Below are 20,402 nucleotides of genomic sequence, written 5' to 3'. Positions count from 1 at the left end.
GCGCATGATCTCCTGAAAGGCGCCGTGCATTACGAATGCGAATTGCCCAGCAAAATGCCCGACAACAGGCGTTGATCCATGAAGCCGTCAATCGAGACGGACACGAACGGTCGGGCAGCGGTCTCCGGGGGACGTCTGAACCATCAAGCCGATACGCGTGTGTATGGGGTGATTATCTTCTCGGACTTACCACGGCAGGTGAGAGCACCTGGAGCCTACTTGGTCGGTCTGCGGACAGCACGAAGAATCTCAAGTTCTGCCAACCGATGGTAGTTCATGTGTGGCGCATTGCGACTGTCGGGAAGATCATAGTGCAAATCTCGCCGGTCGGAATGACGGGTGGAAAAGTACACATCTACCGATCACGTCCGTACCGGACATGTCCAATTTCCAGGGGCTGCTGAATATCGGTGTTTTCTCGCCGCAGGGGACATTTTTACAGCTCCCGGGATGGGGTTCATGTCATTTGTGTGAGGGTCGGGCGACGGCAAGGGAGGGTTGATCGGGGCTGGATTTGGCCTAAGTGGTCACACCCGGCTTCGTGACATCGACGACATACGTCGAGAGCGTCGTCGTCGTGACCCTGCCGACATTGCGGGCATTGTGGATGACGCCGTCGGGGAGGAAGCACGGGTCCCCCGTACGCAGCCGGAGGGCCGGCCTGTCATCGAACTCCATCAGGACGTCGCCATGGATGAGGCAGCCGACCTCGACACCGGGATGGCTGTGCCGGCCCGAGTCCTGGTGCCGGGAATCTGCACCAGCGTCTGGACGGCATCCCGACCCTGAGCGGGCGAGATATGTTTCTGGAGGAGGGTGTTGAGTGACACCTTTGTCGGGCTTCTGCGCCTGCCCACGACCCGCGGCCTGCCCATCCCCTCACACCCAAGAGGCGGCAAAGAAGTCGGTTTCTCTCGTGAGTGAGCCCCGGCATCATGGTCGTCGGCAGGTTCACATGCGAGAGGACGAGTGCGGCGGGTGTCTGGTGACGGGCAGACAGATCTGACGGAGTTGTGGCAGCAGCGTTGGCCCAGTTGCCCTCCGGTCGGGTACAAGCTCCGCGACCCGTACCGGGATGTCTGGGTACGTTTTCACAGCCTGCCGGAGTCGAAGCGGTACCCCTCGGGGTGCGTACGGCGTCGGCGACGCCTGACGTCCTTCACTTCAGGTCCTTCGGCACGGTCAGCTTCGCGTCGGTTCTGGCGGTGATCTCGTCCACGGTGACGCCCGGAGCGGTCTCGACGAGCAGGAGCCCGTCGGCGGTGACGTCGAGGACGCCGAGGTCGGTGATGATCCGGTTCACGCAACGCCTGCCGGTCAGCGGCAGCGTGCACTCCTCGACGATCTTCGACGTGCCGTCCTTGGCGGTGTGGGTCATCACGACGATCACCGTGCGGGCGCCGTGGACGAGGTCCATGGCGCCGCCGATCCCGGTGATCATCTTGCCGGGGACGGCCCAGTTCGCCAGGTCGCCGTGCGCGGAGACCTGCATGGCGCCCAGGACGGCCACGTCGATGTGGCCGCCGCGGATCATGGCGAACGACAGCGCCGAGTCGAAGAAGGAGGCGCCGGGGAGGACAGTGACGGTCTCCTTGCCGGCGTTGATCAGGTCCGGGTCGACGGCGTCCTCGGCGGGGTAGGGGCCGGTGCCCAGAATGCCGTTCTCGGACTCCAGGACGACCTCGACGCCCTCGGGCAGATGATTGGGGATCAGGGTGGGCAGGCCGATGCCGAGGTTGACGTACTGGCCGTCCCTGAGGTCCCGCGCGGCGCGGGCAGCCGTCTCTTCGCGCGTCCAGGCCATCAGTGGCTCACCGTTCCTCGTACCGACGACGCGGAAACCGTGCGCTGTTCGATCTTCTTGTCTCTCGCCTGCTCGGCCGTCAGCACGACCACCCGCTGGACGAAGACGCCCGGCAGGTGCACCGCGTCCGGGTCGATCCCGCCCGGTTCGGCCAGTTCCTCGACCTCCGCGATGGTGATCCTGCCCGCCATCGCGGCCGGCGGGTTGAAGTTCCGGGCGGACTTGTTGAACACCAGGTTCCCGTGCCGGTCACCCCTGGCCGCCCGGACCAGGGCGAAGTCGGTGCGGATGCCGTGTTCGAGCACGTACGCGGTGCCGTCGAACTCGCGGACCTCCTTCGGCGGCGAGGCCAGCGCGATGCCGCCCCGCCCGTCGTAGCGCCAGGGCAGCCCGCCGTCGGCAACCTGGGTGCCCACCCCCGCCGGGGTGTAGAAGGCGGGAATGCCGGCCCCGCCGGCGCGCAGCCGTTCGGCCAGCGTGCCCTGGGGGATCAGCTCCACCTCCAGTTCCCCGGCCAGGTACTGGCGGGCGAACTCCTTGTTCGCCCCGATGTAGGAACCGGTCACCCGCGCGATCCGCCGGGCCGCCAGCAGCACCGCGAGGCCGGACTCCATCGCGCCGCAGTTGTTGGAGACCACCGACAGCTCGCCCACTCCGCGCTCGTACAGCGCCTGGATCAGCACGTTCGGCACACCGCTGAGGCCGAAGCCGCCCACGGCCAGCGACGCGCCGCGCGGCACATCGGCCACCGCCTCCAGGGCCGTGGCGACCACCTTGTCGGTCATGCTCCGGCCCCCTCGGCCAGGGCGGATCGCGGCTCGGCGGGGAGCGGCAGGGGCAGACGGGTCAGTGCGATGCGGTATTCGGTGACGATGCGCTCGACGACCTCGGTGGCGGAAAGCACCGCGTCGATGAGGCCCGCGGACTGGCCCGCTTCCACCTTGCCCTCGCGCACCCGGCCGTGCAGAGCGGCGTCCTTGAGCGTGGCGGCCTGGAACTCCTTGCGGCGTACGTCGAGTTCGGCGGCGGATTCCTCCAGGCGCCGCATACGTGTGGTGAAGTCGTTCCCGACGGCGCGGATGAGGCCGAGGCCGTGGCCGACCGTGCAGGTGTCCTCCACTCCGGCGGCGAGCACCGCCGATTTGTAGTCGGGGTGCACGGTGGCTTCCTCGGTGGCGAGGAAGCGGGTGCCGAACTGGACGGCGCCCGCGCCCAGGGCCAGCATCGCGGCGAGTCCGGCGCCGTCCGCGATCCCGCCGGAGGCGATCACCGGGGTCTGTGGAACGGCCTGGACCAGGGCACGTACGAGCACCTGCGTGGCGACCATGGCGGGCGGCGGGTGGCCGCCCGCCTCCGCGCCGACGGCGACGAGGCCGTCGACGCCCGCGTCCGCTGCCTTGCGGGCGTGTTCGACCCCGGCCACGACGTGCAGGCAGACGGTGCCGAGGTCGCGGAAGCGCTCCAGGTAGCGGCGTGGCCCGCCCTGGGATGCGATCAGTACCGGTGGCCGGCGGGACAGGAGCAGGTCGATGACCTCGTCGGCGCCTTGCCGGTGGAGGGGCAGGTTGACCGCCCAGGGCCGGTCGGTGCCCGCCGCCATCTCGTCGAGCACGCGGGCGAGATCGGGCAGCCGCATGGGGCCCGCGGCGACGACTCCGAGCCCGCCCGCCCGGCTGACCGCGAGCGGGAGCGCCGAACTCGACGAGGCCCAGGACATGCCGGCCTGGATGACGGGGAGGCGGATGCCGAGCAGCCGGGTGACCGGGGTGGGGATGCTGGTCATGCCGGCACCTCGTGATCCCGCTGGGCGAGCAGCGTACGAGCGTGGGAGGCGAGCCGGTTCTTCGGCACCTTGGAGCTGGCGGTCATGCCGATGTCCTCGAAACCGTCGACGATGCGCAGATGGCGGGGCACCTTGAAGGCGGCCATGCGGGTGCGGGCCCAGGTGAGCAACTCTTCCTCGGTGGTGCCCGGTTCGGTGAGGACGACGAACGCGAAGGGCACTTCGACCAGGCGTTCGTCGGGGACGCCGACCACGACGGCCTGCCGCACGTGCGGATGGCCGTGCAGGGTGTCCTCGACGTCGGCCGGTGCCACGTTCTCGCCGCCGACCCGGATGATGTCTTTGGTGCGTCCGACGAAGTGCAGCCGGCCGGTGGCGTCGAGCGTGCCGACGTCACCGGTGGTCAGCCAGCCGTCGGTGTCGATGGCCGCCGCGGTGGCCTCGGGGGCGTCGAGGTAGCCCTGCATCACGTTCCATCCGCGCACCAGGATGGAACCGGGCTCGCCCGGCTCGCAGTCGCGGGTGCCGTCGGCGGCGCGTATGCGGACCTCGACGCCGGGCTCGACACACATGGCGCCGGACGCCCTCACCTGGTCGTCCTCCCACCAGCAGGACTGGGCGACATTGGGGGATGCCTCGGACAGCCCGTATCCGGCGACGCACTCGGTGGCGCCCAGTTCGTCGATCACCCGGCGGACGATGGTGGGCGAGGCCGCGACCCACGCACCCCGCAGATGGAGCGTGCGGTGCGCGCGGTCGGGGTGGTTGAGGAGCATCAGCGCGATGGTGTCGTTGCCGGAGAAGTGGGTGCACCGCTCGGTCTCCAGCAGCCGCAGCGCCTCGGCCGGTTCGAACCTCGGCATGGTCACCAGCGTGGTGGCGTGCTGGATGGACGAGAGGACCGACAGGGTGCTGCCGGCGACGTGGAAGAAGGGCCGGGCGCTGTGGAAGCGGTCTCCGGGTCGCAGGCCGAGGCGGGCGCCGGAGAAGAACGCGTCGGCACACATGCTGCGCTGGGTGAGGAGCACGCCTTTGGGCCGGGAGGTCGTGCCGGAGGTGTACTGGACGAGCAGGACGTCGTCGGGGGTGCCGGTCGCGGGGGTCTCGCGGCCGGCACCGGTTCCGGCTTCCACGTCGGCGTCAGTTTCTGTTTCAGTTTCGGCTTCGGCTTCGGCTTCGGCTTCGGCTTCGGCCAGGAAGTCGGGCCATGCCGTCGCCCAGTCGGGCACGTTGTCGCCGCACACGACGATCCGCTTCAGGTCGGGCAGTTCGGAGCAGGTACCGGTGCCGTCCGCGCCGATACCGATCTCGCGCAGCATGGCGCAGAAGTCGGTGCGCAGCACCCGGTCGGCGGCGAAGAGGGTGGAGACCTTCGCGTGGGCGAGGGTGTGTGCTACCTCGCCGGCCGTGTACCGGGTGTTGACGGGGACGGTCAACGCGCCGACCGATCCGATAGCGACGAACAGGGCGACCCAGCGGGGTCCGTTGCCGAGGCAGAGGCCGACGTGGTCGCCCCGGCCGATGCCGGCGGCGGCGAGGGCGCCGCGGATCCGGGCGACCTCGGAGGCGAGCGCGGCGTAGGTGATCCGTTCCTCGGCGGTGACCACGGCCTCCACGTCGGGGGCGAGCAGGGCTGCCCGTTCCAGTGCCTCGTGGGCGGTCAGGGGGCATGCCGTCCTGAGGTCCATCACTGCTCCTCCGCTGGGGTGTGCGAGCCGCCGGAACGGCGGTGGGCGAACCGGTCGACGCCGTCGCGCCAGCCGCTGTCGGCCAGGCACTGCTCGATGGCCGCCATCTCGATCCGGATGCCGCGGTCGAGGTCGGTCTCGCTGCCGAGGTCGACGGCCCGTTTGGTCAGCGCGATGGCGAGCGGTGGCGCCTTCGCGATCGTGGCCGCGATGTCCGCGCCGGTGCGGGCCAGCCTGTCGTCCGGTACGAGGCGGGAGACGACGCCCAGGTCGAGGGCTTCGGCGGCGGGCAGGGGCCGGCCGGTGAACAGGAGGTCCTTGGCGCGGCGTTTGCCGATGGCCCGTTGCAGGCGCTGGGTGGCGCCGACCGTGCCCCAGTGCGGCTCGGGGAAGCGGAATGTGGTGCTTTCGGCGGCGACGGCGAAGTCGGCGGCGAGGGTGATCTCACCACCGGATCCCACGACCGCGCCGTGCACGAGGGCGACGACCGGGTGGCGGCACTGTTCGATGGCCTCGTAGGCGGCGAACGAGGCGAGGCGGCGTCGGCGGACCCAGCCGGCGTCCCGGCCGGCCCGCTCCTTGAGGTCGGCTCCGGCGCAGAAGGCGGGGCCCTGTGCGGACAGCAGCACCACGCGGACGTCGTCGTCGGCGTCGATCTCCTCGAAGGTGGCGCGCAGTTGCCGGCACATCGGCAGGTCCACGGCGTTACGGGCGCGGGGCCGGGCCAGTTCGACGTGGGCGATGCCGTCGGTCACCGAACAGTGCACACGCGGGGCGTCGGCGGGGCCGGGCTTGTCGGTCACGGTCATCTCAGATCACCCCCGCGGCCCGCAGGTCCTCGATCTCGCTCTGGCCGAGTCCGGCGACCTCTGCGAGGACGTCATGGGTGTCTGCGCCCAGCAGAGGTGGGATGCCGGCGGGCGCGGGCTCGCCGCCGGTCTCCCGCAGCGGGGTGCGCAGGGCCTGGAAGGTGCCCTCGGTGGGGTGCTCGAAGTCGGTGACGACGCCGCGTTCCCGGGCGTGCGGGTCGGCCAGGGCCGCACGGACGCCGCGGACCTCCCCGGCCGGGATGTCGGCGGCGCGGAGTTCCTTGAGAAGCGGCTCGCGGCCCCGTCCGGCGATGGCCGTGCGCAGCGTGGTCATGACGCGGTCGCGCTGGGCGACCCGTCCCGCGTTGTGCCGCAGGGCCGGATCGGCGCCGAGTTCGGGGAGACCGAGCACGGAGCACAGGGGGGACCAGTGCTGGTCGCTCCCGCTGATGTGCAGCCAGCCGCCGTCGGCGGTCCGGAAGGCGGCGGAGGGGACCCGCCCGGGGTGTTCGGTACCGGTACGGACCGGGTCCTCGTCCCGGGCGAACAGCCGGGCCGCGTTGAGGGCTTGCAGGCTCAGCTGGACGTCCATCATGGAGACGTCGAAGTGCCGGCCGCGGCCGGCGGCGCCGCGGCCGGCCAGACCGGTGAGCGCAGCGATGGCGACCCAGAGTCCGGACGTCATGTCCGCCACCGGGATGCCGGTCTTGCTGGGCGGTCCGTCCGGTTCCCCGGTCATCGCCATGACACCGGACAGCGCCTGGAAGACGGTGTCGTAGCCCTTGCGCATGCGGTCGGGGCCGCTCTGCCCGAAGCCGGTGGCGGAGACGTACACCAGCCCCGGGTTGTCGGCGGACAGGTCGTCGTACCCCAGTCCCAGCCGGTCCATGACGCCGGGCAGGAAGTTCTCCACGACCACGTCCGCGCCGGTGGCGAGCCTGCGTGCGACGTCCCGGCCGCGGGTGTCCTTGAGGTTCAAGGTGATGGAGCGCTTGCCGCGGTTGAAGGCGAAGAAGTAGGCGCTCTCGCCGTGCGGCAGGCGAGGCTCGAAGCCGCGGGTCTCGTCGCCGCCGCCCGGCCGTTCGACCTTGATGACGGTGGCGCCCAGTTCGCCGAGAATCTGGGTGGCCATCGGGGCGGCGAGCACCCGTGAGAAGTCGAGGACGGTGATGCCGGTGAGCGGTCCCGGCGTGGCGGGCGCCGTGCCGGGTGAGGCCGGGACGGACGCGGTCACCGGCGTGGGCGGGGCCGGCGGGGCCCCGGGCAAAGGCGTGGTCGGCCCCTTCCCGGTCGGCGGCGTAGCGGGCGTGGTCACCGACGGAACCCCCGCATCAGCGCGTTGACGTCCTGACCGGCCCGCATCGCCGCTTCGGTGGGCAGGTCCGCGACTCGGTAGAACAAGTCCTTCGCCGCGCGAAGGGCGCGGGGCTCCACCCCGGCCCACCGCTCCGCGATCTCCAGCGCGGCGGCTACCACCTGGTCCGGTTCCACGACGCGGTTGGCCAGACCGTGTTCCCACGCCTCCGCGGCGGTCAGCAGCCGTCCGGTGCTGATGAGTTCGAAGGCGAGCTTGCGGTGCAACTGGCGCTGGAGTCCGGTCATGACCAGGGCGGGGACGAGGGAGTGCCGCAGTTCCGGGTAGCCGAACTTCAGGTCCGTGCCCACGACGGTCATGTCGGCGCCGATGGCGAGTCCGGCGCCACCGCCCACGGCGGCTCCGCGTACGGCGGCGACGACCGGCGTTCCCATCCCCTGCATCTGCGTCTGCAGCCGGGCGGTGAGAGCCGCCCGTTCCAGGACCGCTTCGGGCTGGCCGGGGGTGAGGGCCGGGAACTCCGACAGGTCGGCGCCGGAGCAGAACGCGCGGCCTGCGCCGGTGAGGACGACGGCGCGTACTCCGCCGTCGTCGTCGGCCGCGGTGAGCGCGGTGCTCAGGGCCCGGGTGAGCGCGGTGTCGAGGGCGTTGAGCTTGTCGGGGCGGTTGAGGGTGAGGACGCGGACGGGGCCGCGGTCTTCGACGAGCAGGACGTCGTCGGCCGCTGCGGCCGCCTCGGCGGGCTGCCCGCTGATGGTGACGGTCACGGAAGGTTCTCCTCGGTCGGGCAGTGGGGCAGGGTCAGGCGGCGGAGCGCTGGAAACCGGCGCGGGCCACCATGCTGTGCAGGGGGCGGCCCAGCGCCTTCTCGCAGGCCCGGGATGCGGAGGCGAGTGCGTCGAGGTCGATACCGGTGTCGACACCCATCGCGTCGAACAGGCTCACCAGGTCTTCGGTGCAGACGTTCCCGGTGAGGCCGGCTCCGTAGCCGATCTTGGACGGATGGCCGCCGACACCTCCGAGGGCGCTGTCGAAGTGGCGGCAGCCGGCCTCCAGGGCGGCGACCGCGTTGGCGACGGCCGTGCCGCGGGTGTTGTGGAAGTGGGCGACGACCGGCAGCCCGGGATGGGCCCGGTCCAGGCGGCGGAAAAGATCGGCGACAACTGCGGGAGTGGCGACGCCGGTGGTGTCTCCCAGCGTGACGGCATCGGCGCCGAGGGCGGCGAAGCGGGCGACGTCCTCGGCGACGCGGCCCGGGTCGACGTGCCCTTCGAAGGGGCAGCCGAACGCGACGGAGACCACGCCGATCAGCCGGAACCGGCCGCCTGCCAGGGCCACCATGTCCTCGACCCGCTTCCACTGCTGCGCCCGTGTGGTGCGCAGGTTTCTCTCCGTGTGGCTCTCGCTGGCCGACACCAGCAGGCTCAGCTCCTCGGCGCCCGTGCCGCGGTCGAGGTCGAGGTCGGCCAGGGCGCGTTCGACGGCGCGGGGGTTGGGGCACGTCGCCTTGAACGCCACACCGGGGCGGTGGGTGACGCCCGCCAGGACCTCACTCGCGTCGGCGAACGCGGGGACCCAGCGCGGATGGCTGTAGCTGGTTGCCTCGATACGGCGGAATCCCGCGTCGGCGAACGCCTCCAGCAGGGCGATCTTGGTAGCGGTCGGTACGAACGTGGGTTCGTGCTGCAGCCCGTCCCGGGCGAAGCATTCGCAGACGGTGACCGTGTCGGTCATCGAGCCACCTCCTCAGGATGACTCAACCAGATCTATCCCCTGACTGTTGATAATGTCAACACTATTCCCCGTCAAGGAGGTCCCGCTCCTGCCGCTCCAGAGACAGTGCGAGGTCGGCCAGCTTCTCCAGTGCGCACCCAAGGACCCGGGCCTCCTCGTCGGAGAGGAGCGCCGCGAAGACCGCGTCCCGCTCGTTCGCGGCCGCGATCAGGCCCCGGTACACCTCGACCCCGGCCTCCGTGAGAGCCAGTTGGCGACTGCGCCCCGTCCCCTCGGTACGCCTGACGACTCCTCGCTCGACCAGCCCTCGCACGACCCGGCTCATCTGTGCCTTGTCCAGGCCGGCCCGCCGGGCCAGCCGGTTGAGCGTCAGCGTCGGGTCGGCGGCGATGAGCGCGATGGCACGCCACTCGCCGAGGCTGACGTCGAACTCGCGGCGATACCTGAGGGCCGCGCTGCGCGACAGGGCCGACGACGTACGCGAGAGCCGGTAGGACAGCAGCTCGGAGATCGGCACAAGGTCTCGACCGTCCTGACGTTTCACCATGAGCGGCATGGTATCCCGCCCAGACTGTTGACTTTATCAACTTAGGCGGCGGAAACTCGCAGCGCCCGCCGCCTCCGGCGACACACCACAGCGAAGGAGCTGTACGTCGTGGCCGATCCAACGACCTTCACCACATCGCAGCACGCCGCCGACACATCCGAGGTCGACCGCGCCGCGACCTACCGCACCATCACCTGGCGCGTGATGCCGCTCCTGGTCATCTGTTATGTGGTCAGCTTCATCGACCGCACCAACATCGGCATCGCCCAACAGGGACTCCAGCGGGACCTCGGCTTCGGCTCGGCCGTCTACGGCCTCGGCGTGACCCTCTTCTTCGTCGGTTTCATTCTCTTCGAGGTACCGAGCAGCGCGCTGCTCGCCCGCATCGGCGCCCGCAAGACACTCGTTCGCATCATGACGTCCTGGGGCGTCGTCACCGTCGGCACTTCACTCGTCCACAACGAGATCACCTTCTACGTCGCCCGGTTCCTTCTCGGCGTCGCGGAGGCGGGCTTCTTCCCCGGAGCGCTCTACTTCCTCGCGCGCTGGTTCCCCTCCGTCCGGCGCACGCGCATGACCGCGGTGTTCTTCGCGGGAGTGCCCGTCTCCGGTGTCCTCGGCTCCCTCATGTCCGGCAGCATCATGAAGGCCTTCGGCCAAAGCGCCGGTCTCGCCGACTGGCAGTGGCTGTTCATCATCGAGGGAATCCCGCCGCTCCTCCTCGCGGGTGCCGTCCTGCTGTGGCTGGTCGACGAACCCGAACAGGCACGCTGGCTGACTCCCGCGCAGCAGGCGGCCGTACGGGCGGACCTCGACGCGGACCAGCGGCACAAGGAGGACGGGCAGGCGACCGGCAAGGGGCACAACGGACTGCTTCTCGCACTGCGCGACCCCAAGGTGTGGATCATCGGCCTGTGCGCCTGCGGCGCCTACACCCTCGCCAACGCCGTGTCCTTCTGGACTCCGCGGATCATCGCCGAGGCGGGCGTCGGCGACGTCCTCGACCTCGGCCTCTTCTCCGCGCTGCCACCCCTGCTCGGCATCGTGGTCATGCTGATCGTGGGACGGCAATCCGACCGCACCCTGGAACGCCGTTGGCACGCGGCCCTGAGCTGGATCGTCGCCATCGTGGCCATGGTGGCGCTCTCGGTTGCCGGACACAACGTCGCCCTGGTCGTAGCGCTCCTTGCGGTCCTGGCCGCGGCCCACTACTCCGGCCTCACCGTCTTCTACTCCATCCCCTCCATCTACCTCAGCGAACGCGCAGCGGCCACCGGAATCGCCCTCGTCACCTCGATGGGCTCGTTCGCGGCGGCGGCGTCGCCGTCCCTGCTCGGATTCATCCAGAGCAACACCGGCAGCCTCGCCCTCGGCCTGCAGATCAGTGCCGGCATCGTGTTCCTCGCCGTCGTCCTGCTGCTGGTCGGCATCAAGGCGAGCGACCTGCGCGAGCAGCAGCTCTCGCCGTAGGCCCGAACACGCGTCCGACCCCGAGGTGGTTCATGAAGTCGCTGTCGCTCAGGCGATGACGCCGGGGAGGAAGACCGGGATGGCCCCGGCCGCGAAGAGACCGAAGGGCCGGCACTGATCTCTCCGTCGACACCTCGTCATCTCCGCACACGACTGCGCACGGCAAGAACCGCAAGTCCGAGCAGAGCCGGCTCGACGAGGCGGGTGGCCATTTCGACGTACGTCCCGGCGGTGGTCAGGTCCTGTCCGGAGGCACGGAAGATCACCGAATTGGCCACCACTCTCAAGGACTGCTCGAACCGCGCAGTCGACAGACGTCGACGGTAGGGTCCTTCCGGGTTGACCGGGTCGGGCGTCTTCGTGGTCAAGGTCACGCTGCGGTCGTCGATCCTGCCCTTGCTCACCGGGTCCGGATCGTCCTGCGGCAGACCCCACAGCATCATGGCCAGCACGGTGGCCGTCGTCGCCAGACCCAGCCACGCCAGAGCCCGGACGGCCCGCAGGCCGTACCCGGACACCGCCCAGTACAGCCCCAGGATCATCCGTTCGCCGCGGGGCGCCTCGCTGTCGTGCCGGCGCATTTCCATCTCGCCGTAGTAGAAGTCGGCCGCGCCCGGCTCGTTCTTACCGTCCTCCAGTGCCTTGCGCAGCTGCCGGTAGACCGGTGCGAGAACGGCGGGTTCGTGCGTCTCGACGCCCTCCGGGGCGGGCGTCCACCCGACCGCGCCGTACCGGGTCGCCCGCCAGTGGTGCTCCTCGGCCAGGGTACGGCGACGCGTCCAGCGCACCGGGAACCAGCCCCGCCGGGACACCCCCGTGGGCGGCAGCGGCAGGACACACCGGCCCTCAAGCCTCAGCTGGTCCAGGTGGACCGTCTCCACGAAGCGACAGCCCGTCAGATCGACGTTGGCCAGCACCAGGTGTGCGACGTCCACACCGCTCACCGAGATCACGCGCACCCGGGCGTCGGCCAGGCCCAGTTCGTCGATCGGCTCGTCCACGGGGGAAACGAACGGGCCGGACCGTCCCTCGACGGTCACCGGGAACTCAAGTACGGCGTCGCTGATGTCGACAGTGGCATGGCGCAGCCGCAGCGCGGCGGTGGACGCCCAACGCGTCCGCCGGCAACGAAGACGGCCCGCGGCGGCCTCCAGCGTCACCGCGGATTCGAACACCGCGTCGGACAGGTCCACCAGTCCCGGGCAGACCAGGGGGCCGATCATGGCCGTGCTGCGGAATACCGCTCTCCGAAAGCTCACGTCGCCCTCCAGGCGAGCCTGGCAGAACGCCACGTCGCCGCCGACCTTCGCCCCGTCGAAGGTGACCCCCGTCTGGAAGTGAGACTCGGAGAACAGGATCTCCTCACGTAATTCCGCTCCGTCGAAACACGCTCTGCTCCGATGGAAGTGCGCCCCGTCGAAAAAGGCAGGGCCGGCGATCACCGCGTTCTGGAAATCCGCGCCGTCCTCGAAGAAGGCACCGTCGAAGTACGCCGTGCCATCGATGACCATCCCGTCGAAGCGCGCGACACCCAAGAAGCGCACCCCCGTGAAATGGGCCTCCCCGGTGGTGACGCCCTTGAACATCACGCTGCCGCCGACGCGGTCGACGCAGAACCGGAGCACACCCCCGATGCGGGCGCCGTAGAACCATGCATCGGCAGCAACGGCGGTGTCTTCGAGCCACAGTTCGCCGGCGACTTCCGCGTTCCCGAATCTGAGGTCCTGCCCGAAATTCGTGTCGCGGAAATAGGCGCTCCCACCGAACACCGCCGTACCGAAGGAACAGAAACCGGAGAAGTCGATCTGCTCGAACGTCACGTCGCCGGCGAACCTGGCCTCGTCGAACTCCACCTGGCCGAGCAGAGCACGTCCCGTTGCCGGCTCCCGGAGCCGGGTGAGCACGTCGTTCAGAAGGTCCTGCGTCAGGGGAGTGCCGCGGTGGTCGATGTCGGCGCCAGGAGCCAGACCGGCAAGATGTGCGGCCCGCTCCCCGGCGTCCAGGTGCGCCAGGCAGGCCGCGTAGGTTCCGACCCTGCGACCTCGGCAGCGCGTGCCGGCGTCACTGTGCCCGCACTGCGGCCAGTCGGGAGCGTCGTGCGCGCCGGCCTCGGGTAAAGGTGCGATGGCTTGTTCCCTTCCTGTCTCACCCGGCGAAAACTGTGACGTCCTTGCGGTCGAAGCGCTTCGGCCTGTCGACCACCGCCTCGACCCACCAGCGGCCGGGTGCCGCTTCCAGCTCCGCCCGGTACCGGTCGGGTCCGTGTTCCTCGAAGACGACGGGTTCCTTGGCCGTCCTGCCCGACCGCCACATGAAGGTCCGCAGATTGCGCCCCTGAAGGTTGTGTCCCAGCAACTCGACGGCAAACGGCCGGCCGGCGACGACGGCGGGGGCAGGGAAGTGCAGAGCGATGCCCTCGTCCCCGGCGAGCATGGCGTCCGGAGGGCTTCCCCTGCGGACCGCGACGAGCACGTCCCGCAGAGCGGCGGAGCTCGCCATGTCCTCGTTCCGGAAACCGGTCCAGAGCATCGGGCTCTGCTCCCCGACAACCCAGTCCGCGAGGGCGGACGGTCGCGGCACCGCTCCGTCCCCCGGCCCCAGGGGGCTGTGGTCGCCGGAGGCGGGGCAGGACCCGTCGGGGGAGAGCGTGATGGCCTCGGGTGTCGGATAGTCACCGCTGCTCAGGCAGTACACCGTGTACGGCAGTCGGCCGTCGGGGTCGGTGCGGCGGTGTCCGTCGCTAGCCGACCTGAACCTCTCATGGAAGCCCAGGACATCACGGACCGCGGCAGCAGGCAGGCCCGGAACCGGATACCGGTGGTCGGCCACCGTCCGCGGCCGGCTCTTTCCCTCCACCCGGACGGCGGCGTACACGGGCAGCATCTCGGCAACCGCGGGCAGGCCGAGGGCCCAGTCGCGCAGCACCTCGTTCAGCCTGGCGCGGGCGCCCTCGCCCGGACCGCCGGTGCCGGGAATCGCGTGACCGGCCAGAAGACGGGCGGCCTGGGCCAGACCCTTCTGAGGCGTGCCGAGAGTGACCAGGGTACGAGCGGTCTTTCGGCCGTCCTCGCACTCAAGGTAGTGACGCCCGATCAGGCCACCCGTCGAGTGGCAGACCAGAATGACGCCCGGATCGTCGGGACGGCCCGGGTAATGCGCGTCGACCTGCTCGCTCCATCGGTCGAGTTCCCTCGCCACCCGTGTCCTCAACTGCCTGGCGAGCAGCCGGTGGGAGAGTCGCCAGTCATAGGTGAAGGAAACGAACTGCGCGGTGAGCGGGTCGCCGAGCGCGGCACGGATGTCGGGATAGCCCGTGCAGGACATCAGCCCGGGTACCGAATCCGGCGAAGTGAGCAATGCGCCGGTGTCCAGACGGAAGCGGTCCTCGGGCAGCGCGTCGCCGAGTCCCGGGGGCAGGGCCACCTCGGCCAGCGTCCCGGCCGTGGGCGGCGAATGGATCAGGGATTCGCTGCATCGCGACCAGACGTCCTGGCCGTCGCGGCACAGTCGGGTGCCGAGAAAACCCGGTACGAAGACCACAAGGTCATGTTCCACTCCGCTCTCCCCCTCGCCAGTTCCTGCGTGGTCGTGCGGCTGCCACTCGGTCCGCGGTCACCGCGCATCGGCCGCGAAGAAGGTGTGCGGCAGCCGGATCAGGTCGCATCGGTCGTTGCCCTGCAGCGCCACCACCAGACCCTCCGGGTCGGGAGCGGTGTCGACGGTCTGGACGTCATAGCCGCGCGAGGGGATCCCGGGCCCGCCCAGCCATCTCTTGGACCAGACGTCCCACGCGGGTGAGATCCTCCGCTCGGCACAGAGCAGGAGCACGGGCCTCTCCACGGGACCTGCGAACACGAGCGAGGTCACTTGGGGGAAGAATCCCTCCAGTCGCTCCGGCGGGTGGAGGCCCTCACCGGAGCAGTCCTTCACATACACGCTGCCGCTGTCCGCCCAGGCCAGCAGGGGCAGGGATTCGTCGTCGTCCTCGTCGTACAGCTCCCCCAGGGCAAGACAGGTGGGAGTGGCGCCCATACGGATGCGCTGGTCCACGCCTTCCTCGTCCTCCCGCCACACCCTCAGCTGGTCTCCCAGGTCTCCGGCAAGCCAGTACGTGCCGTCCCTCATGATCCTGGCGTCGATGCCGCAGAAGCCGGAGTCGGTGCTGATCTCGCCCCTCGTGGGCTCGGCAGACGGGGTGCCGGCCGGGATCTCGTAGCGGGTCAGGCGCCGGCCGTCCGGTACGCACAGGCGCAGCGTCGCCCGGGACGCATCTGCGACAAGGCTCAGCGCGCGGGCCGGCTGCCCGGCATCACCGCCCAGCGCGATGTCCTGATGGGCCACCACGGACAAGTCCTCGTCGAGCCGCCACAGTCGTACGGTTCGTCCCGCCGCGGCGGCCACCGCCCAACCGTCCGCCGCCCGTACCGAGTCCACTGCTGTCACCATTCTGTCGTGGGGTAGCTCGGTGGCGGGATGGCTCGCCCGGGCCCCCCGCTCAGGGCGGGACACACGAACCTTGTCGCCCCACGTCCGGCACAGCAGGGGCGGTCCGCCGGGCGCCGGGGCCAGGGCGACCGCGGGGCGCTCGTTGCTCGGCCGCCGAGGAGTCCCGTGGCCTGCTTCCAGGGCCGGAACCACGTCCACGAAGCGGATGTCCGGGCCGTCGGCCACCGCGAGCAGCCCTTGTCCACGGGGCTCGAAGGCCATGGCGCCCTGCCGGGGTGCGTCCAGCTGGAAGGCCGCCTCGCGTCCTGGTTCCTCGACAGACCAGATCCGTACGACGACTTCTTCGTAGCCGGCGAGCAGCAGTTCGTCGCCGTGACGGCCGAAGGCCAGCCCCTGTGCCTTCGAGCGGAACTGCGCCACGCGTCGCACGGCCGGTGGAGCGCCGTGGACGTCGTTGTCGGTCTCGCAGCACCAGACGCGCACCTGGTGTCCGTCGGACACGGCGAGCCAGCCCCGCTCCGGAGTCGTACCGCGGCGTGGTGTGCCGGCCGCGGCCGCGGCCAGGGCGGGATAGTCGAGTGCGCCGAGATCCACCTGCTCGGCGCGCAGGCCGCCGACTCTGTTGACCGGCCGGTCCACCTCGAACAGTTCGGCACGTTCCCCCGCGGCCAGGACGAACAGGCGTGTCCCCAGGGTGAGAGCGGCAAGGTGCCGCACGTCCACCGTGCGGATATCCGTCAGGTGGGTGCCCAACTGCTGCATGCCGCTCTTCCAGAACCACACCCAGATGCGGGACCCGTCGGCTGCCAGGGCAACGGTCTCCGTGGCCATCTCGGCCGTGGCCAGGGCACGTACGGCGCCACCCCACCGGTATTCCTGGTCGGGGACGCGGGCACCGGCACGCCAGAAGTAGACGGCTTGGTCGTCACGGGCGACGGTGGCCCAGCGGGGCCCGGCGCCCACCTCCCGCACCTCGCTGAGAATGCTCCGGCGTTCACCTCCGGACCGGGGAAGCCGGCGGGTCAGCAGCCGGGTGCCCGACTCGGGATGCAGGACCTGGATCTCCCCCAGTCCGCCGGCGGTCAGCGTGTCCGCGGGCGGCAGTGCCGCCACTGCGGTCCCGGCACGCCAGCTCAGCGCTCTTGCTCCGCCCAGAGGCGCCGCACGACGCCATTCGGGAGGGGCCGGCCGCACGTCGGTCCAGTACTCCTGCCAGGGCAGGAAGCCGTCGATGCGCTGCAGTGCCCGGTAGGTCGCGTCCCGGTGGCTGACAAAGGCCGTGGCACTGGTCAGCGCCTTCCGCGCGAGCAGGGCGGACAGCGGCAACGGGGAGGACATGCGGGGGAACGAACCCGCGACCCGGCCGTACAGCGCGGCCCCGTCGCAGTTGCGGGCGAGTCCTGCCGCGAGCGGCAGCATGACGTCGGGGTTCGTCCGCATGAGGAAGTGCACGTCCTGGAAGAGTTCCCGCAGGACGGCCGGCTCGGCCTGGGCGGCATGGGCACCCAGGTACTCGACGGTGTAGTCGTCGGCCTCGCTCCAGTCGGTCCCGGCCTGGGCGCGCAGGGTTTCCACCACCCTGCGGTGGGCCTCTTGTGTGCTCAGTCCGGCATCGGAGAGAAAGAAATCGCCGAAACTGGGATGGGCCAGCTGGTGGCGAACACGGTTCGCCGCCTCCCGTCCGCCGTCCTTCCGCGTGGCGACGATCCCGCCGTCGGCGTTCCGGCAGACCTGCCGCAGGTCCTCGAAGGTGAGCTCGGGGGTGCCGTCATCGCGCAGGGCGTTGGACAGCGTGAGCCAGGTCGAATCCGGTGTCAGCCCGGGTCCCTGGATCACCGCCAGCGCCCGCAGTACCTCACGGGCACGCTGCGCACCCGGCTGCCTCTCAAGATGTCCTGTCTCCTCCGTGAGTCGCCTGCGCAGGTCCATGCCGCCGTTGCGCAGCCACGACAGGAGACCGGCCTCGGTGACAACCTGGGTCCGACGGGAGAGTTCGGTCGCGACCAGGCGGGCCACCAGGAACGATCCCTGGCTTTGCGTCGCGATGGTCTCGGCCGTCCAGTCGCGGTCGTCCTTCCGCCGCCCGTTCCCCCGGTACGGAGATCGCTCTGCGTCCAGGACCGACATCGCCATGCCGGTGATGCTCGCGCGCGCCTCCTCGTCGTCTCCCAGCACCACGGGTGCAAAGCTCTGTTCGAGTGCGTCCAGGAGCGACTCCTCCTCCGTGGGCGCGGTGGTACGTCTGCGGGGCTGGGGGCGCGTACCGACGATCACGCGGACGCCCGGCAGCGCGGACAGCGGGTTGAGGAGGTTGCGAGCGATGTCGTGTGCCTGGTCCGGGAGGGCCTCGTCCAGCGCGTCGAAGATCAGGTTCACCGAACCGGCCTGATCGACCAGCTCCTTGACGGCGTCGGCGTACGTCTTCGACGTCACCCGTTCCGCCGGCAGGAGTGGCGCTCCGTCGACGTGCGCCAGCACCTCGCGAAGGGACGCGGCCAGCGAATGGGCGGACTGCCCCCGGCAGCTCAGCGCCGCGTGCACGGTTCCTGCTCGGGGTAACGTCGCAGGATCGAGCGTCGGACCGAGCGTCTCCCGCCAGCTCTGCAAAGAGGTGAGGGCCAGGCGGCCGAGCAGTGCCGTCTTCCCCGTCCCCGCCAGGCCGGTTACGGCGAGAAGCCCTTTGGGGTGGGTCTCCATCCATCGTACGATCCTGCTCAGGGCGTCCCGTCTGCCCGCGAAGTGGCGGCTGAGGTGGCTTCCTTCCTCCAGGCCGAACTGCTCGGCCTCGGTCCACGGCTTCCGCCGTGTCAGCACGGCCGGCCTGTACTCCGGCCGGTCCGACGCCTGGAAATACGGGTTGTCCAGGAAGCTGTTCGGCAGCGCCCGTACCTCGATGTATCCCGGTCGCTGTGCGGGGTCGTCGAGACCGGCGGCCGCGGCCTCCGCGTCCACGGCGTCCCGCAGGTAGGTCAGGGGAAGGTAGAGGGCGGACGGTTCGAACGGGCGAGCGTGGTCGGGCGCCACGAAGTCCGGTTTGGCCAGTGCTTCCTCCAGCCATTGAACCCAGCGGCCCTCGGGTACCTGCGCATCGGCCCCCGATGTGCCGATGACGGCGAAACCCGCCCGCCGGGTCTCCCTCGCCCGGTACACCGCCGTATTCCGCTCCAGGTCCAGGGCGTGGCGCAGCGCCTCGTTGAGGGAGTTGTAACCGTGCGAGGAGCATGCGTCGACGATCAGGAGGGTGTCGGTCTCGTACTCCGGCCGAAGGAGCCGACCCACGAGCTCCACCAGGGAGACGGCTCGCCCGGGTTCGAAATCTCCTGACTGCCAGGAGTCGGAGCAGGCGAGGAAGTAGCCCTCGTCTCTTCGCTGGACGCCGTGGCCGGTCCAGTAGAGAATCTTGCGTTCGGCGCTGTCGGCCAGGAACTCCTCCAGGCCGGCCCACAGGTGCCGCCGCGTGGAACCGGCCCCGTCGACGGAGAGGCTCTCCCCGAACCCCAGTTCCTCGCGCGCGGTCCGGGTGAACCGGCGCCGTACCTCCGTCAGCCGTGGCCGGCCCAGCCGCTGCCGCGTGCCGTCGTCGGGATGCGTGTAGTCGGACACCGCGATGGTGCCCACCAGAGAAGAGGAGCGCCGCTCAGTCTTCAGAAGCGTCAGCTGATCGCCCACATCGCTCCGTATCATGTCGTCGACGACATCCTCGTCATTCCATCCAACCCTATTTTCAAGCGGAGTTGACGATGCGTGACAGATTCACCGTGGTCGGCCGGGCAACAGGATGTCACCTTTTAGAAGGGGACGGGATACGGCCCATCCACGAGGAGAACGTCCGCGTCCGGTACACCCCGGAGCGGGTGGAGTTCCCGGAGGAGATCGGGGCCTGGCGGCGTTCCATCGAGGCGGAGGAGGAACGCAAGGAGGCCAGCGGCCTGCCGCACCGCTGGAACAACGAGCGCTTCGCGGTCGAGCGGGTTGTGGTGACGCGCACTCACCTGGCCGAGGAGCCCGTGGTCTCCCTTTCCCTGCGGAACGCCGACTACTTCGACTTTCTCACCACGTCGCTCAATCTGGAGCGGCGGCAGGAAAACGGCCTCACGCTGCGCAAGCAGTATCTTGAGGACAAAGATCCGGCCGAGGCACCGGCTTGGATGAGCTGCAGTTTCGGTGTCAATGTGGCCCTGGAGACAGGCAAGGACGGCAAGATGCTGTTCTCCCGGCGCAGCACCCAGGTAGCTGGGCCGAACAGCGCTCGGTGGAACTCCTCGGCCAACGAGGGCCTGGCCCGCGAACACGACCTGCCCACGGACGGCAGCCCGATCAGCCTGCACGCGGTGGCCCGCCGCGCTCTGTACGAGGAACTCGCAGTTCACAGCACGGACAAGCTTCATCTGGAGCTTCTCGGTTTCGGGCTGGACCTGGTCAACCACCAGTGGGCGGGCTTTTTCCGAGCGGTCCTGCCCGATCTGGACGAACCCACGATGCGCCTTCGCTGGACGCGAGGTGTCACCGACAAATGGGAACACGACCGCTTCGAGTTCGTGGACGCAACCCCGGAGTCGGTGCTCGGCTTCATCGCGGACGAGCCAGAGAACAGGTGGACGCCCTGTGCACCGACGCTCTTCTACCTCGCCCTGGTGCGCGGTGCCGTGGAGCGCGGCAACGGCGACCCGTCCGCCCGGTTCGATGTGGAACAGGCAGAACAGAGCGTCATGTCGGCCAGAGGTCTCTGAGCCGAGCGCCCGGGGTTCTCGTACTCGACGTGGCAGGTCGAAATTCACCAGGTCCGCCCGCGGGGAGCGGTCGACG

General features: G+C 70.0%; 15 protein-coding genes. 2 read left to right on the top strand and 13 right to left on the bottom strand.

Annotated features, from left to right (window positions below):
• Positions 1–519: 519 nt before the first annotated feature.
• The 10 genes from ACFYPJ_RS20595 to ACFYPJ_RS20550 form a co-directional block, all read right to left on the bottom strand.
• Positions 520–696 (bottom strand): hypothetical protein, encoded by a 177-nt coding sequence (locus ACFYPJ_RS20595; RefSeq protein ID WP_389019176.1) that lies wholly within the window; start codon positions 694–696, stop codon positions 520–522.
• A gap of 463 nt (positions 697–1,159) precedes the next feature.
• Positions 1,160–1,804, bottom strand: a complete 645-nt coding sequence (locus ACFYPJ_RS20590) for a CoA transferase subunit B (protein WP_389018931.1) — start codon at positions 1,802–1,804, stop codon at positions 1,160–1,162.
• Positions 1,804–2,589, bottom strand: coding sequence for a CoA transferase subunit A (locus ACFYPJ_RS20585; protein WP_389018928.1), 786 nt, complete (start codon positions 2,587–2,589; stop codon positions 1,804–1,806). Before ACFYPJ_RS20585 ends, ACFYPJ_RS20590 begins: the two co-directional genes overlap by 1 nt.
• Entirely contained in the window at positions 2,586–3,587 is a 1,002-nt protein-coding gene (locus ACFYPJ_RS20580; RefSeq protein WP_389018925.1) for an NAD(P)H-dependent flavin oxidoreductase, read from the bottom strand. The genes ACFYPJ_RS20585 and ACFYPJ_RS20580 overlap by 4 nt, the downstream gene beginning before the upstream one ends.
• The gene (locus tag ACFYPJ_RS20575) at positions 3,584–5,275 is read right to left on the bottom strand and encodes an AMP-binding protein (RefSeq protein ID WP_389018922.1); all 1,692 of its coding nucleotides are present in this window, start codon (positions 5,273–5,275) and stop codon (positions 3,584–3,586) included. The genes ACFYPJ_RS20580 and ACFYPJ_RS20575 overlap by 4 nt, the downstream gene beginning before the upstream one ends.
• Complete coding sequence (locus ACFYPJ_RS20570) at positions 5,275–6,084, bottom strand: enoyl-CoA hydratase/isomerase family protein (RefSeq protein WP_389018919.1); 810 nt, start codon at positions 6,082–6,084, stop codon at positions 5,275–5,277. The genes ACFYPJ_RS20575 and ACFYPJ_RS20570 overlap by 1 nt, the downstream gene beginning before the upstream one ends.
• A gap of 1 nt (position 6,085) precedes the next feature.
• Entirely contained in the window at positions 6,086–7,318 is a 1,233-nt protein-coding gene (locus ACFYPJ_RS20565; RefSeq protein ID WP_389018916.1) for a CaiB/BaiF CoA transferase family protein, read from the bottom strand.
• Positions 7,319–7,395: 77 nt separating this feature from the next.
• Complete coding sequence (locus ACFYPJ_RS20560; protein ID WP_389018914.1) at positions 7,396–8,166, bottom strand: enoyl-CoA hydratase/isomerase family protein; 771 nt, start codon at positions 8,164–8,166, stop codon at positions 7,396–7,398.
• A gap of 34 nt (positions 8,167–8,200) precedes the next feature.
• Positions 8,201–9,133, bottom strand: a complete 933-nt coding sequence (locus ACFYPJ_RS20555) for a hydroxymethylglutaryl-CoA lyase (protein ID WP_389018911.1) — start codon at positions 9,131–9,133, stop codon at positions 8,201–8,203.
• 61 nt (positions 9,134–9,194) lie between these two features.
• Positions 9,195–9,680 carry a MarR family winged helix-turn-helix transcriptional regulator gene (locus ACFYPJ_RS20550; protein WP_389018908.1) on the bottom strand — a complete coding sequence of 162 codons (486 nt, stop codon included), beginning with the start codon at positions 9,678–9,680 and terminating at the stop codon, positions 9,195–9,197.
• A gap of 108 nt (positions 9,681–9,788) precedes the next feature.
• On the opposite strand from ACFYPJ_RS20550, the gene ACFYPJ_RS20545 reads away from it, so the two are divergent.
• A complete protein-coding gene (locus ACFYPJ_RS20545) occupies positions 9,789–11,150 on the top strand; it encodes an MFS transporter (RefSeq protein WP_389018905.1) in 1,362 nt (453 codons plus the stop codon).
• Between the two features lie 137 nt (positions 11,151–11,287).
• Here the strand turns inward: ACFYPJ_RS20545 and ACFYPJ_RS20540 are convergent, their stop codons facing one another.
• The 3 genes from ACFYPJ_RS20540 to ACFYPJ_RS20530 form a co-directional block, all read right to left on the bottom strand.
• Positions 11,288–13,054: a pentapeptide repeat-containing protein gene (locus tag ACFYPJ_RS20540; RefSeq protein ID WP_389018903.1), complete on the bottom strand. Its 1,767-nt coding sequence runs from the start codon at positions 13,052–13,054 to the stop codon at positions 11,288–11,290.
• Positions 13,055–13,295: 241 nt separating this feature from the next.
• Positions 13,296–14,705, bottom strand: a complete 1,410-nt coding sequence (locus ACFYPJ_RS20535; protein WP_389018900.1) for an esterase/lipase family protein — start codon at positions 14,703–14,705, stop codon at positions 13,296–13,298.
• A gap of 57 nt (positions 14,706–14,762) precedes the next feature.
• Positions 14,763–19,280 carry a peptidase C14 caspase catalytic subunit p20 gene (locus ACFYPJ_RS20530; protein WP_389018898.1) on the bottom strand — a complete coding sequence of 1,506 codons (4,518 nt, stop codon included), beginning with the start codon at positions 19,278–19,280 and terminating at the stop codon, positions 14,763–14,765.
• A 56-nt stretch (positions 19,281–19,336) separates the two neighbouring features.
• Between ACFYPJ_RS20530 and ACFYPJ_RS20525 the strand changes: the two genes are divergently transcribed.
• A complete protein-coding gene (locus ACFYPJ_RS20525; protein WP_389018895.1) occupies positions 19,337–20,326 on the top strand; it encodes a translation initiation factor 2 in 990 nt (329 codons plus the stop codon).
• The last annotated feature ends 76 nt before the right edge of the window (positions 20,327–20,402 follow it).

The organism is Streptomyces sp. NPDC006012 (assembly GCF_042871185.1).
In the GTDB taxonomy this organism is placed as follows: domain Bacteria; phylum Actinomycetota; class Actinomycetes; order Streptomycetales; family Streptomycetaceae; genus Streptomyces.
Note: the sequence above shows the minus strand (reverse complement) of the source record. Positions and strands in the feature narration are given on the sequence as shown.

What these genes read in the sequence shown, in the direction of transcription:
- ACFYPJ_RS20590 (WP_389018931.1), bottom strand. Translation starts at nt 1,804, where the DNA reads ATGGCCTGGACGCGCGAAGAGACGGCTGCCCGCGCCGCGCGGGACCTC.
- ACFYPJ_RS20585 (WP_389018928.1), bottom strand. Translation starts at nt 2,589, where the DNA reads ATGACCGACAAGGTGGTCGCCACGGCCCTGGAGGCGGTGGCCGATGTG.
- ACFYPJ_RS20580 (WP_389018925.1), bottom strand. Translation starts at nt 3,587, where the DNA reads ATGACCAGCATCCCCACCCCGGTCACCCGGCTGCTCGGCATCCGCCTC.
- ACFYPJ_RS20575 (WP_389018922.1), bottom strand. Translation starts at nt 5,275, where the DNA reads ATGGACCTCAGGACGGCATGCCCCCTGACCGCCCACGAGGCACTGGAA.
- ACFYPJ_RS20570 (WP_389018919.1), bottom strand. Translation starts at nt 6,084, where the DNA reads ATGACCGTGACCGACAAGCCCGGCCCCGCCGACGCCCCGCGTGTGCAC.
- ACFYPJ_RS20555 (WP_389018911.1), bottom strand. Translation starts at nt 9,133, where the DNA reads ATGACCGACACGGTCACCGTCTGCGAATGCTTCGCCCGGGACGGGCTG.
- ACFYPJ_RS20550 (WP_389018908.1), bottom strand. Translation starts at nt 9,680, where the DNA reads ATGGTGAAACGTCAGGACGGTCGAGACCTTGTGCCGATCTCCGAGCTG.
- ACFYPJ_RS20530 (WP_389018898.1), bottom strand. Translation starts at nt 19,280, where the DNA reads ATGATACGGAGCGATGTGGGCGATCAGCTGACGCTTCTGAAGACTGAG.
- ACFYPJ_RS20525 (WP_389018895.1), top strand. Translation starts at nt 19,337, where the DNA reads ATGCGTGACAGATTCACCGTGGTCGGCCGGGCAACAGGATGTCACCTT.